Annotated in this window: 14 protein-coding genes; 10 read left to right on the forward strand and 4 right to left on the reverse strand. The window is 72.7% G+C overall.

What is annotated here, in order from left to right; all coding sequences use genetic code 11:
• Window positions 1-5: 5 nt before the first annotated feature.
• The 10 genes from AB0412_RS03020 to lgt all read left to right on the forward strand — a co-directional run bounded on the left by AB0412_RS03020 (window position 6) and on the right by lgt (window position 8,527).
• Window positions 6-1,514, forward strand: coding sequence for an anthranilate synthase component I (locus AB0412_RS03020; protein ID WP_366400671.1), 1,509 nt, complete (start codon window positions 6-8; stop codon window positions 1,512-1,514).
• 41 nt (window positions 1,515-1,555) lie between these two features.
• Entirely contained in the window at window positions 1,556-2,197 is a 642-nt protein-coding gene (locus tag AB0412_RS03025) for a TIGR02234 family membrane protein (RefSeq protein ID WP_366400672.1), read from the forward strand.
• Between the two features lie 230 nt (window positions 2,198-2,427).
• Window positions 2,428-2,679, forward strand: coding sequence for an HGxxPAAW family protein (locus AB0412_RS03030; RefSeq protein ID WP_366400673.1), 252 nt, complete (start codon window positions 2,428-2,430; stop codon window positions 2,677-2,679).
• Between the two features lie 108 nt (window positions 2,680-2,787).
• Window positions 2,788-3,231 carry a DUF2752 domain-containing protein gene (locus tag AB0412_RS03035; RefSeq protein ID WP_366400674.1) on the forward strand — a complete coding sequence of 148 codons (444 nt, stop codon included), beginning with the start codon at window positions 2,788-2,790 and terminating at the stop codon, window positions 3,229-3,231.
• A 142-nt stretch (window positions 3,232-3,373) separates the two neighbouring features.
• Window positions 3,374-4,183: an indole-3-glycerol phosphate synthase TrpC gene (gene trpC, locus AB0412_RS03040; protein ID WP_366400675.1), complete on the forward strand. Its 810-nt coding sequence runs from the start codon at window positions 3,374-3,376 to the stop codon at window positions 4,181-4,183.
• 22 nt (window positions 4,184-4,205) lie between these two features.
• The gene (locus AB0412_RS03045; RefSeq protein ID WP_289934484.1) at window positions 4,206-4,379 is read left to right on the forward strand and encodes a hypothetical protein; all 174 of its coding nucleotides are present in this window, start codon (window positions 4,206-4,208) and stop codon (window positions 4,377-4,379) included.
• 107 nt (window positions 4,380-4,486) lie between these two features.
• Window positions 4,487-5,770 carry a tryptophan synthase subunit beta gene (gene trpB / locus AB0412_RS03050; protein ID WP_366400676.1) on the forward strand — a complete coding sequence of 428 codons (1,284 nt, stop codon included), beginning with the start codon at window positions 4,487-4,489 and terminating at the stop codon, window positions 5,768-5,770.
• Window positions 5,767-6,585, forward strand: a complete 819-nt coding sequence (gene trpA, locus AB0412_RS03055) for a tryptophan synthase subunit alpha (RefSeq protein ID WP_366400677.1) — start codon at window positions 5,767-5,769, stop codon at window positions 6,583-6,585. The genes trpB and trpA overlap by 4 nt, the downstream gene beginning before the upstream one ends.
• Window positions 6,586-6,682: 97 nt before the next feature.
• Window positions 6,683-7,456 carry a thioredoxin domain-containing protein gene (locus AB0412_RS03060; RefSeq protein WP_366400678.1) on the forward strand — a complete coding sequence of 258 codons (774 nt, stop codon included), beginning with the start codon at window positions 6,683-6,685 and terminating at the stop codon, window positions 7,454-7,456.
• A 96-nt stretch (window positions 7,457-7,552) separates the two neighbouring features.
• Complete coding sequence (gene lgt / locus AB0412_RS03065) at window positions 7,553-8,527, forward strand: prolipoprotein diacylglyceryl transferase (protein WP_366400679.1); 975 nt, start codon at window positions 7,553-7,555, stop codon at window positions 8,525-8,527.
• A 58-nt stretch (window positions 8,528-8,585) separates the two neighbouring features.
• Here the strand turns inward: lgt and AB0412_RS03070 are convergent, their stop codons facing one another.
• From AB0412_RS03070 to AB0412_RS03085, 4 genes are read right to left on the reverse strand one after another with little or no spacing between them, the layout of a single operon-like run.
• Window positions 8,586-9,404: a CoA ester lyase gene (locus AB0412_RS03070; RefSeq protein WP_366400680.1), complete on the reverse strand. Its 819-nt coding sequence runs from the start codon at window positions 9,402-9,404 to the stop codon at window positions 8,586-8,588.
• A complete protein-coding gene (locus AB0412_RS03075) occupies window positions 9,401-10,627 on the reverse strand; it encodes a CoA transferase (protein ID WP_366400681.1) in 1,227 nt (408 codons plus the stop codon). Before AB0412_RS03075 ends, AB0412_RS03070 begins: the two co-directional genes overlap by 4 nt.
• Entirely contained in the window at window positions 10,624-12,006 is a 1,383-nt protein-coding gene (locus AB0412_RS03080) for an ADP-ribosylglycohydrolase family protein (protein WP_366400682.1), read from the reverse strand. The genes AB0412_RS03075 and AB0412_RS03080 overlap by 4 nt, the downstream gene beginning before the upstream one ends.
• Entirely contained in the window at window positions 11,994-13,175 is a 1,182-nt protein-coding gene (locus AB0412_RS03085) for an ADP-ribosylglycohydrolase family protein (RefSeq protein ID WP_366400683.1), read from the reverse strand. Before AB0412_RS03085 ends, AB0412_RS03080 begins: the two co-directional genes overlap by 13 nt.
• Window positions 13,176-13,181 lie beyond the last annotated feature (6 nt).

Genomic DNA, 13,181 nt, shown 5'->3' on the forward strand with positions numbered 1-13,181 from the left:
CCGCCATGGACCTCGAGACGTTCCGCAAGCTCGCCACCGACCGCCGGGTCATCCCGGTCACCCGCAAGCTCCTCGCCGACGGCGACACCCCGGTCGCGCTCTACCGCAAGCTCGCCGCCGAGCGGCCCGGCACCTTCCTGCTGGAGTCGGCGGAGAACGGGCGTTCCTGGTCCCGCTACTCCTTCGTGGGCGTACGGTCCGCCGCCACCCTCACCGAGCGCGGCGGCGAGGCCCACTGGCAGGGCGCCCCGCCGGTCGGGGTGCCCACGGACGGCGACCCGCTCGCCGCGCTGCGCGCCACCCTCGAGGCCCTGCACACCCCCCGCGACCTCGCCCACGACCTGGGCCTGCCGCCCTTCACCGGGGGCATGGTCGGCTACCTCGGCTACGACATCGTGCGCCGACTGGAGAAGATCGGCCCCGGCGAGCGCGACGACCTGCGGCTGCCCGAGCTGACCATGCTCCTCACCAGTGACCTCGCCGTCATGGACCACTGGGAGGGCGCCGTCTGGCTGATCGCCAACGCCATCAACCACAACGACCTGGAGACCGGCGTCGACGAGGCCTACGCGGACGCCGTGGCGCGCCTCGACGCCATGGAGGCCGACCTCACCCGCGCGGTCGCCCAGCCCCCTGCCGTGCTGCCGCCCTCCGAACTGCCCGACTACACCGCGCTGTGGGGCGGCCCCGACTTCCGGGCGGCCGTCGAGGACATCAAGGAGCGCATCCGCGCCGGCGAGGCCTTCCAGGTCGTCCCCTCGCAGCGTTTCGAGACCCCGTGCACGGCCACCGCGCTGGACGTCTACCGGGTCCTGCGGGCCACCAACCCGTCGCCGTACATGTACCTGTTCCGGTTCCCCTGCGGGGACGACGGTGTCTTCGACGTCGTCGGCTCGTCCCCCGAGGCCCTGGTGAAGGTCGAGGACGGGCAGGCCATGGTGCACCCCATCGCCGGCACCCGGCACCGCGGCGCCACCCCGCAGGAGGACCAGGCCCTCGCCGACGAACTCCTCGCCGACCCCAAGGAGCGCGCCGAGCACCTCATGCTGGTCGACCTCGGCCGCAACGACCTCGGACGGGTCTGCGAGCCCGGATCGGTCGAGGTGGTCGACTTCATGTCCATCGAGCGCTACTCGCACGTCATGCACATCGTGTCCACGGTCACCGGCAGGGTCGCCGCCGACCGCACGGCCTTCGACGTGCTCACCGCCTGCTTCCCGGCCGGCACCCTCTCCGGCGCGCCCAAGCCTCGCGCCATGCAGATCATCGACGAGCTCGAACCGTCCCGGCGCGGCCTGTACGGCGGCTGCGTCGGCTACCTCGACTTCGCCGGCGACTCCGACACGGCCATCGCGATCCGCACCGCCCTCCTGCGCGACGGCACCGCGTACGTGCAGGCCGGCGCCGGGATCGTCGCCGACTCCGACCCGGTCGCCGAGGACACCGAGTGCCGCAACAAGGCGGCCGCGGTGCTGCGGGCCGTTCACACCGCGAACCGGCTGGGAAAGGCCTGACATGAACCCCGGGTGACGGTTCGCCCGGGGTTCAGGCGATAGTGGATGACGTGACTGCCGTACCTCACCCCCGTTCCGAAGCCGCAGGAGCCGCCCGCGCCGGGCGGCTCAGCCTCGCCGCCGCCCTGCTGAGCGGCGCCCTGGGCGCGGCCGTGGCCCTGCTCGCCACCCGGCAGCAGTGGTCCGAGGGCACCGCGACGGTGGCCGGCGGCGCGTTCCCCCTGACCGCCAAGGGCAGCGACGTCACCGGCGTCCCCGCCGCCCTGGCCATAGTCGGCCTCGCCGCGCTCGTCGCCGTCTTCGCCGTCCGCCGCGCCGGGCGCGTCGCCGTCGCCGCGCTGCTCGCCCTCTCCGGGGCGGGCACGATCGCGGCGGCCCTGCTCGGCGCCTCCGACAGCTCCGCGCTCGACGAGAAGGCCGCCGAGGCCGCCGGCGACACCTCCGCCACGGTCGACGTCCTCAGCCACACGGCCTGGCCCTACGTCGCCGCCGTGGGCGGACTGCTGCTCCTCCTCGCCGGCCTGCTCGCCCTGCGCTACGGCCGCCTGTGGCCCGCCATGTCCGGCCGCTACGAACGAGGCGGCGCCCCGCGCCCCCGCCGCAGGCCGGCCCCCACGGACCCGGACCGCCCCGAGGAACTGTGGAAGGCCCTCGACCGCGGCGAGGACCCCACCAGCGCCTGAGCGGCCGGGAGCCGGGAAGGGCCGACGCGGGGCGCGGCAGACCCGGCGGGACGAACCGGCGTGCCCCATGCGGCCCAACCCCCGTCGCTCCGCCGGAAGCCACTGGCAGTCAGGCGTTCCGGCCCGTGGAGCGCGGCGGAGCGCACCCCCGGTCACGGCGCGCGTGTGGGTGCGGGACAATGTGCGGGAGCATCCTGCTCAGACACGCACACAGCAACGAGGAGCAAGCAATGGCGGGCAGCAGCCACGGTCACACCCCGGCCGCCTGGACCGGTGTCACTATCGCCTTCATCGGTTTCTGCGTCGCGGGCGCGTTCATGGTGATGGACCAGCCGGTGGGCTTCTGGGCCGGCATGGGCGTCGTGCTCCTCGGCGGCGTCGTCGGCTGGATCATGCGCTCGATGGGGATGGGGCAGCCGAAGAACGCCCACCCCGTGCACCAGGTCACCGGCGACCGCGCACCGGCCCGCGCCGAGGGCTGAGCACCGCGCACCACCGAAGGACAGGGGCGGCCGGCACGAACGGGTGCCGGAACCGCCCCTGACGCGTGTGCGAGGCGCGCCCGGCGCCCGGACGGGCACAATGCACGGGTGAACGCACGGGTGAACGCCGCCAGCAGCCCGCCCGCGACCCGCCGAGCCAGGGCCGCCCGGCTCGCCGTCCCCACCGGGATCCTCGCGGCCGTCGCCGGCGCCTTCGCCTACGTCGGGGCCGTCGACCCCAACGAGCCCGGCCACTACCCCGCCTGCCCGCTGCTGCGGCTCACCGGCCTGTACTGCCCCGGCTGCGGCGGCCTGCGCAGCGCCCACGCCGTCGTCCACGGCGACCTCCTGACCGCCCTCCAGGCCAACGCCCCCGCGGTCCTCGGCTACGCGGCCTTCGCCGTCCTGTGGACCGTATGGGTGGTCCGCACCCTGCGCGGCAGAGCCTTCCGTCTCGACCCGCCGCCGTTGCTCCTGTGGTCCCTCGGAGCATTGCTGCTGGTCTTCACCGTTGTCCGGAACCTTCCGTTCGGCGGCTGGCTGCACCCTTGATCGACACCCGAATGTCCAGGTAGTGGGACCGGCGGTCAACCGGATGCGAGGCATACGCCCTGCTGCGGATACCATCGCAGTGACCATCGGTTTCGTCCGACGAACCGACCGAAGACCGACCGTCTGGAAGGGGGCCGCTCGCGTGAGTGTGCTCGACGAGATCATCGACGGAGTCCGTGCCGACCTCGCGGAGCGGCAGGCGCGCGTCAGCCTCGACGAGCTCAAGGAGCGCGCGGCGAAGGCCCCCGCGGCCAAGGACGGCGTGGCCGCCCTGCGCGGCGAGGGCGTCAAGGTCATCTGCGAGGTGAAGCGCTCCAGCCCCTCCAAGGGCGCGCTCGCCGCGATCGCCGACCCCGCCGGACTCGCCGCCGACTACGAGGCGGGCGGCGCCGCCGTCATCTCCGTCCTCACCGAGCAGCGCCGTTTCGGCGGCTCGCTGGCCGACCTGGAGGCGGTCCGCGCGCGCGTCGACATCCCCGTGCTGCGCAAGGACTTCATCGTCACGTCGTACCAGCTCTGGGAGGCCCGCGCCTACGGCGCCGACCTCGCGCTGCTGATCGTCGCCGCCCTCGACCAGCCGGCCCTGGAGTCGCTGATCGAGCGCGCCGAGTCCATCGGCCTCACCCCGCTCGTCGAGGTGCACGACGAGGAGGAGGTCGAGCGCGCCGTGGACGCGGGCGCCAAGGTCATCGGCGTCAACGCCCGCAACCTCAAGACCCTCGAGGTCGACCGCGGCACCTTCGAACGCGTCGCCCCCGAGATCCCCGCCCACCTCGTGAAGATCGCCGAGTCCGGCGTCCGCGGCCCGCACGACCTCATCGCCTACGCCAACGCCGGTGCCGACGCCGTCCTGGTCGGCGAGTCCCTGGTCACCGGCAAGGACCCCAAGACGGCCGTCGCCGACCTGGTGGCCGCGGGCGAACACCCGGCACTCCGCCACGGCCGCGGCTGAGACCCCGCTAGGCTTGGCCCCGATGACCCTCCCGATCACCCTGGCGACCAGGGACCCGTACGCCCGCCTCGCGCGCGGCTGCCGTCCCCGAGGCTGCCGTGCCCCGGCCCGCCGGGTCCACGGCCGCCGCGTCCGCTACGTGATCGGCGACGAACCCGGCCAGGTGAACGGCCGTCGATGGCAACGCGCCCTCTAGGGGCGCGGGGAACTGCGCGACCAGCCACAAACGGCCCGCAGCCAACAAACGATCTCCGCCCCCACGGCGAATAGTGTCTTTCCACGCACTCACCGTGAGGTTTCCGCATGCCCAGCACCTTCTTCATCCCCGACCCGGAGGGTCAAGTCCCCAACCGGGAAGGCTACTTCGGCGTCTTCGGGGGCAAGTTCATCCCCGAGGCCCTCGTCGCCGCAGTGGACGAGGTGGCCGTCGAGTACGACAAGGCCAAGAACGACCCGGAGTTCGCCCGCGAGCTGGACGACCTGCTCGTCAACTACACGGGCCGTCCGTCGGCGCTCACCGAAGTCCCCCGCTTCGCCGAACACGCCGGCGGAGCAAGGATCTTCCTCAAGCGCGAGGACCTCAACCACACCGGCAGCCACAAGATCAACAACGTTCTCGGCCAGGCCCTGCTCACCAAGCGCATGGGCAAGACCCGCGTCATCGCCGAGACCGGCGCCGGCCAGCACGGCGTCGCCACCGCCACCGCCTGCGCCCTGTTCGGCCTCGACTGCACCATCTACATGGGCGAGATCGACACGCGGCGCCAGGCCCTCAACGTGGCCCGCATGCGCATGCTCGGCGCCGAGGTCATCGCCGTGAAGTCCGGCAGCCGCACCCTGAAGGACGCCATCAACGAGGCGTTCCGCGACTGGGTCGCCAACGTCGACCACACGCACTACCTCTTCGGCACCGTCGCCGGACCCCACCCCTTCCCGGCGATGGTCCGCGACTTCCACCGCGTCATCGGCGTCGAGGCCCGCCGCCAGCTCCTGGAGCGCGCCGGCCGCCTCCCCGACGCCGCGATCGCCTGCGTCGGCGGCGGCTCCAACGCCATCGGCCTCTTCCACGCCTTCATCCCCGACACGGACGTACGCCTCATCGGCTGCGAGCCCGCCGGGCACGGCATCGAGACCGGCGAGCACGCGGCCACCCTGTCCGCCGGCGAGCCCGGCATCCTGCACGGCTCCCGCTCCTACGTCCTGCAGGACGACGAGGGCCAGATCACCGAGCCCTACTCGATCTCGGCCGGCCTGGACTACCCCGGCATCGGCCCCGAGCACTCCTACCTCAAGGACTCCGGCCGCGGCGAGTACCGCGCGGTCACCGACGACGCGGCGATGCAGGCCCTGCGCCTGCTGTCGCGCACCGAGGGCATCATCCCGGCCATCGAGAGCGCCCACGCCCTCGCCGGCGCTCTGGACGTCGGCAAGGAGCTGGGCAAGGACGGGCTGATCGTCGTCAACCTGTCCGGCCGCGGCGACAAGGACATGGACACCGCCGCCCGCTACTTCGGCCTGTACGACACCGACGCGGAGGTCGCCGAGGACGCCTCCGGCACCGCCGAGATCGAGGGGGACGCCAAGTGAGCGGGAACATCAAGCTGCTGACCGACACTCTCGCCGGCGCGAAGGCCGAGGGACGCTCCGCGCTCATCGCCTACCTCCCGGCCGGGTTCCCGACGGTCGACGGCGGCATCGAGGCGGTCAAAGCCGTCCTGGACAGCGGCGCCGACATCGTCGAGGTGGGCCTGCCGCACAGCGACCCGGTCCTCGACGGACCGGTCATCCAGACCGCCGACGACATCGCCCTGCGCGGCGGCGTGAAGATCGCCGACGTGATGCGCACGGTCCGCGAGGCGCACGCGGCCACCGGCAAGCCGGTCCTCGTCATGACCTACTGGAACCCCATCGACCGCTACGGCGTGGAGCGCTTCACCGCCGAGCTGGCCGAGGCGGGCGGCGCGGGCTGCATCCTGCCCGACCTGCCGGTGCAGGAGTCCGCCCTGTGGCGGGAGCACGCCGAGAAGCACGGCCTCGCGACCGTGTTCGTCGTGGCGCCCAGCAGCAAGGACGCACGGCTCGCCGAGATCACCGCGGCGGGCAGCGGCTTCGTCTACGCCGCCTCCCTCATGGGTGTCACCGGCACCCGCGCGTCGGTCAGCTCGCAGGCCGAGGACCTGGTGCGGCGCACCCGGGCCACCGGCACCGACCTGCCCGTCTGCGTCGGCCTCGGCGTCTCCGACGCCACCCAGGCCGCCGAGGTGGCCGGTTTCGCCGACGGGGTCATCGTCGGCTCGGCCTTCGTCAAGCGGATGCTGGACGCCCCGGACGAGGCCGTCGGCCTGGAGGCGATCCGGGAGCTGGCGGGCGACCTCGCGAAGGGCGTGCGCGGACAGGCGTAGCCGACCGCGTAGCAGCAGCCAGTCATACGGGTCCCTCGTACGGGTGGACCTGGGGCCGGGGAGGCGCGGTGCGCCTCCCCGGTTCGTTCTGCGGGGTGTGAGCGAGAAGAACCGTGACGGAAAGCGCACCGCCCGGGAGCGGCTGGCGGTCGAGCGTGAGAAGCAGAAGGCCGCCGAGAAGCGGCGCCGCACCCTGATCGTGGGCGCGAGCGTGGTCTGTGTCCTGGGGCTCGCGGCGGTGATCGGCGTGGTCGCAGCCAACGCGGGCAAGGACGAGGGCAGTGACTCCGCGGGCCCGGTCGTGGCGCCCTCGGGCGCCCTCGGCGAGGACGGCCTCGCCATCCCGGTCGGCAAGGAGAACGCCAAGGCCACGCTCACGGTGTGGGAGGACTTCCGCTGCCCGGCGTGCAAGTCCTTCGAACTGGCCTACCGCCCGACCATCCACGAACTGACCGAGTCGGGCGATCTGAAGGTCGAGTACCACCTGGTCACCCTCATCGACGGCAACCTGGGCGGCACCGGCTCGCGCAACTCCGCCAACGCCGCGGCCTGCGCCCAGGACGCCGGGAAGTTCGCCGCGTACCACGACGTGCTGTTCGACAACCAGCCGCCGGAGACCGACGACGCCTTCGCCGACAACGCCGAGCTGATCGACCTGGCCGGCAAGGTGCGGGGCCTCGACACGCCCGCCTTCCGCTCCTGCGTGGAGGACGGCAAGCACAACAGCTGGGTGGTCAAGTCCAACGACGCCTTCCAGAAGGGCGGCTTCTCGGGCACGCCGACCGTGCTGTTCGACGGCAAGAACATCTACGAGGACCGGTCGATGACCCCCGAGAAGCTGAAGAAGATGGTGCAGGAGGCGAACCAGTAGGCGCGCCCGGGGGCGGCCCCGACCGCCCCCTGTTATGGAGCCGTAGCCGGGCTGCCTGCCGTGTGCCGGGTCCGGCACGGTAGCGTCGACCTTGCCATGGAACTTGCCTACATTCCCAGCCCGTCGAGCGGGGTGCTGTACCTCGGCCCCATTCCGCTGCGCGGCTACGCGTTCTGCATCATCATCGGCGTCTTCGTTGCCGTCTGGCTCGGCAACAAGCGCTGGATCGCCCGGGGCGGGCGGGCCGGCACGGTGGCCGACATCGCTGTCTGGGCCGTCCCCTTCGGTCTGGTCGGCGGCAGGCTCTACCACGTGATCACGGACTACGAGCTGTACTTCAGCGAAGGCCGTGACTGGGTGGACGCCTTCAAGATCTGGGAGGGCGGCCTCGGCATCTGGGGTGCCATCGCCCTCGGCGCGCTGGGCGCGTGGATCGGCTGCCGGCGCCGGGGCATCCCGATGCCCGCGTACGCCGACGCGGTCGCGCCGGGCATCGCCCTCGCCCAGGCGATCGGGCGCTGGGGCAACTGGTTCAACCAGGAGCTGTACGGGCGGGCCACCGATCTGCCGTGGGCCGTGGAGATCACGTCCTCCGCGGACGGGCGGGTCCCGGGCACGTACCACCCGACGTTCCTGTACGAGTCGCTGTGGTGCATCGGTGTCGCGGTGCTGGTGATCTGGGCCGACCGCAGGTTCCGGCTCGGGCACGGGCGGGCGTTCGCCCTGTACGTCGCCGCGTACTGCGTGGGCCGGTTCTGGATCGAGTACATGCGCGTCGACGAGGCCCACCACATCCTGGGTCTGCGGCTGAACAACTGGACGTCGATCCTGGTGTTCCTGCTGGCGGTGCTGTACATCGTGCTGTCCGCCAGGAAGCGGCCGGGGCGGGAGGACGTCGTCGAACCCGGGGCCTCCGAGACCAAGGGGGAGGCGGTGGAGGCTGCCGACGCGGATGCCGGCGCCGAGGACGAGGTGTCGCTGACCAAGACCAAGACCAAGACCGAGGCCGAGACCGACGCCGAGGCCGAGTCCACGGACAAGGACGGGGCCGGGTCGGCGAAGAAACGCTGAGGGTCCGTCGTACGACGAGGGCGCCCGGGTTTTCCTGGGCGCCCTCGCCGTTGCGGGGTCAGGTTCTCCTGGCCAGGGACAAAGTGCGCTGGGCCGTCGCCACCACCGCCGCGTCGATGAACGTGCCGTTGGGGAGGGCCTGGGCGCCCTCGGTGGTGGCCGCTGCCTTGATGATGGTCTCCGCCTCCTCGATCTCCCTCTCCGTCGGGAGGTAGACGCGCTCGATCACCGGCAGCTGGCGCGGGTGGATGGCGGCGCGGCCGAGAAAGCCGAGGGTGCGGCCGTGAATGCAGGACGCGGTCAGGCCCTCCAGGTCACGGGTGTCCGGGTGGACGGACTGGGCGGGTGGCGGCAGGCCCGCCGCCCGTGCGGCCACGACGACGCGGGAGCGGGACCAGTCCAGGCCGGCGTCGTCCCGTACGCCCAGATCGGCCCGTAGATCCGCCTCGCCGATCGCGATGCCGCGCAGGGCGGGGTGGGCGGTGGCCACGGAGTGGGCCTGTTCGATGGCGAGGGCCGACTCCAGGAGGGCGTACAGGGGGAGCGTGGGGGTGGTGAGCCGTGCGACGTGCACGACGTCCGCCGGTGCGGACACCTTGGGCAGGCGCAGGCCGGACAGGCCGGGCGACGGGGCGATGGCGGCGAGGTCGGCCTCGGCCCAGGGCGTGGTCAGGGCGTTGACGCGGACGTGCACCGGGACCGGCTGCGGCTCGCTGAGCAGCTCGGCGGTGGCCGAACGGGCGTAGGCCTTGCGGTCCGGGGCGACCGCGTCCTCCAGGTCGATCACCACCACGTCCGCCCCCGAGACGAGCGCCTTCGCCACCACGTGCGGGCGGTCGCCGGGGGCGTACAGCCAGGTGAGCGGGAAGCCCGTCACAGGGCGTCCTCCGCGCGCAGCGCCGCGAGCTCGGCCGGGGTGAGGCCGAGCTCGGTGAGGACCTCCTCCGTGTCGGCGCCGTGCGGGCGGCCCGCCCAGCGGATCGAGCCGGGCGTGGCGGAGAGCCGGAACAGGACGTTCTGCATGCGCAGCGGGCCCAGCTCGGGATCGTCGACGGTGGTGATGGTGTTCAGGGCCTGGTACTGCGGGTCCTCCATCACGTCCCGCACGTCCTGGATGGGCGCCACGGCGGCCTCCGCCTTCTCGAAGGCCGCGAGGACCTCCGTGCGGGTGCGCTCGGCGATCCAGCTGCCGACCGCCTCGTCGAGGATGTCCGCGTGCTCGGCGCGGTCGGCGCCCGTGGCGAACCACGGCTCGTCGATCAGCTCCGGGCGGCCCACCAGGTGCATCACGCGTTCCGCGACCGACTGGGCGGAGGTGGAGACGGCCACCCAGGTGCCGTCGGCGGTGAGGTAGGTGCCGCGCGGGGCGTTGTTCTGGGAGCGGTTGCCGGTGCGGGGCTGGACGTGGCCGAGCTGGTCGTACCAGGTGGGCTGGGGGCCGAGGGCGGTGAGAATCGGCTCGATCAGCGCCATGTCGACGACCTGGCCCTCGCCGGTGCGGTCGCGGCCGGCCAGCGCGGTGAGCGTCGCGTACGCCGTGGTCAGCCCGGCGATGGAGTCGGCCAGGCCGAACGGCGGCAGGGTGGGCGGCGCTCCGGGTTCGCCGGTGATCGCGGCGAAACCGCTCATCGCCTCGGCGAGGGTGCCGAAGCCGGGGCGGTGGGCGTACGGGCCGAACTGGCCGAAGCCGGTGACCCGGACCAGGATCAGGCGCGGGTTGGCGGCGGACAGCTCGGGCCAGCCGAGGTCCCACTTCTCCAGGGTGCCGGGGCGGAAGTTCTCGATGATCACGTCGGCGGTCCCGGCGAGCTTGAGGAGGGTGGCGCGGCCGCCGGGCGTGGACAGGTCGAGGGTGATGGTGCGCTTGTTGCGGCCGAGCATCTTCCACCACAGGCCGATGCCGTTCTTCGAGGGGCCGTGGCCGCGGGAGGGGTCGGGTCTGCGGGGGTGCTCGACCTTGACGACGTCCGCGCCGAAGTCGCCGAGCAGGGTCGCGGCGAGAGGGCCGGCGAAGAGGGTGGCGAGGTCGAGGACACGCAGGCCGGTGAGGGGAGGAGGGGGTGTGGGGTCGGGATCGGGGGTGCGGGCGGTGCTGGTCATGGGCGGGAGGCCTCCTGGTGGGTGAGCTGGGCCAGGGTGTCGAAGCCGGTGCCGTCGAAGTCGCCGACGGAGGTGGCGAGGCGGTTCTTGAGCGGGGCCGTCCAGCGGTCGGGCAGGGCGGCGGGGCTGCCGGTGAGGAGGGCGGCGATGGAGCCGGCGGTCGCGCCGTTGGAGTCCGTGTCCCAGCCCCCGGAGACGGCGCGGCAGATGGAGCCGGTGAAGTCGCCGTCGGCGTGGGTGAGGGCGGCGGTGATGAGCGCCGTGTTGGGGATGGCGTGGACCCAGTGGTGGGTGGCGGCGTAGATGGCGTGGAGTTCGTCCACGACGGTGGTGAAGTCGTCGTGCTGGTGGGCCAGTTGTACGGCGTGGTGGACGGCTCGGGCGAGGCGGGAGCGGGGCGGGACGACGGTGAGGCCGGTGCGGAGGCAGGCGTGGATGTCGTGCGTGCCGGTGGCGGCCGTGGCGATGACGGCCGCGATGAACATGGCCGCGTAGACGCCGTTCGCGGTGTGGGTGAGGGTCGCGTCGCGGTGGGCCTGTTCGGCGGCTGCGGCCGGGTCGCCGGGGTTGGTCCAGCCGTGCACGTCGGCGCGGATCAGGGCGCCGATCCACTCGCGGAAGGGGTTGCGGTGGCGGGCGGTGTGCGGGGGTTCCAGGCCGGTGAGGAGGTTGCGGTAGGCGATGCGTTCGGCGGTGAAGGTGCGGCCGGCGGGGAGTTCGTCGAGCCAGAGGCGGGCCAGGTCGGTGGGGGTGAACGATCTGCCGTGGCGCTGGAGGAGAAGGAGGTTGAGGAGGGGGTAGTTGAGGTCGTCGTCCTCGGGCATGCCGTCGATGTTCTCGGCGAGGGAGGTGGGGGCCGAGCGGCGGTTCCAGGGGTATGCGGTGAGGAGGTCTTGGGGGACTCCTGTGGCTGTGAAGTACGTGGTGAGGGGCCAGTTGCCGGTTGCTGTGGCTAGCCGGCGGATGCCGTGGAGGGGGAGCTTCTCCACCGGTTTGCCCAGGAGGCAGCCCACTGCTCTGCCCAGCCAGGCGGCTTCCAGGTGCTCCTGGTTGGGTGCTGGGCGGGGGGTGGTGTCGCTTGTCCGCGCCGGCGGGGGAGGCCAGTCCGGGCAGCGGGCCTTGATGCGGTCCAGGTCTGTGGGCTCGTCGTCTGCCAAGTTGCTGGGCAGGTCCGCCAGTTCGTCGAGGAGGTCTTCTGCCAGTTGGCGCAGGTATCTGGAGGCGGGGTGGGCGGAGGCTCCTGCTCGTTCCGGGGCTGTTGGGCCGCCCGCTGCTTTCCATCTTCTTGCGATCGCCGAAGGCTCCCGGCCGTCCAGCCTCGCCTGGTGGAGTTCGTGGCCGATGAGGTCTTCCGGTTGGACCCAGGTCAGGCGGAGCATCCCCGGCCTCCCAGAGCGGTGAAGGCCTGTTCGTGGGTGCGGCGGCGTCGGAGGTCGTTCGCGAAGATCTCCTGCGTGACCTCCGTGAGGGTTGTCGCCGGCTGCCACAGGTCCAGCCGGCTGGCCTCCGCGACTGCCTTCGCCCAGTCCTCCGGGGGCGGCGAGCCCAGGGCTCCGGCCATCGCGCCGGCCATGGTGGCGATGGAGTCGCAGTCGCGGCCGTAGTTCACGGCGCCGAGGACCGCGTGGCGGTAGTCGCCGCGGGCGACGATCAACAGGGCGAGGGCGACAGGGAGTTCCTCGATGGAGTGGAGGCGGGAAGGGCGGCGGGCGCCCAGGGACGGGGAGCGGTAGTCGTCGCCCACCGTGTCGTAGGGGGCCACCGCCTCCCGCAGGGGGCGCAGGGCCGACTCGAAGTCCGTGTGGCGGGCGGCGACTTCGCAGACCCGCTCGATCGCGGCCCGTGTGCCGTCCTTCGCCAGGGACAGGCAGGCCGCAACCACCGAGTCCGGGGTCGCGCCCGGCGTGCAGGCCGCCGCCACGCCCGCCGCGAGGACGCCGGCCGCCTCTCTGCCGTACGACGACTGGTGGGCGCCCGCGATGTCCAGGGCCTCGGCGTAGGCGGCGGGCGGGTTGGCCGCGTTGACCAGGCCGACGGGGGCCATGTACATCGCGGCGCCACAGTTGACGATGTTGCCGACGCCTGCCTCGCGCGGGTCGACGTGGCCGTAGTGGAGGCGGGCCACCAGCCACTTCTCCGCGAGGAAGACGCGGTGGAGGGGGAGTGCCTCGGACTCCAGTTCCGGGATCCAGCGGGGGTTGGTCATGAGGTCCGGGACTAGGTGGTCGGCGATCGCGTACGCGTCCAGGTGGTCGCGGACCGTGGCGTAGACCCGGATCAGGGCGTGGGTCATCAGGGTGTCGTCGGTGACGTGGCCGTCGCCCTTGTGGTACGGGGCGAGGGGGCGGGCGGTGCGCCAGGCGTCGCCGTTCCAGGGGCCGACGATGCCGTGGACCCGGCCGCCGTGGCGTTCGACGATCTGGTCGGGGGAGTAGCCCTCGACGGGGCCGCCGAGTGCGTCGCCGACGGCGGCGCCGACGAGGGCGGCGGTGATGCGTTCGTCCAGGGGCGGGCCCGGGGGGAGCTTCGTCGCGGTTTGTTGTGTCATGCCGGA

It is taken from the genome of Streptomyces sp. NPDC052012, assembly GCF_040689265.1.
In the GTDB taxonomy this organism is placed as follows: domain Bacteria; phylum Actinomycetota; class Actinomycetes; order Streptomycetales; family Streptomycetaceae; genus Streptomyces.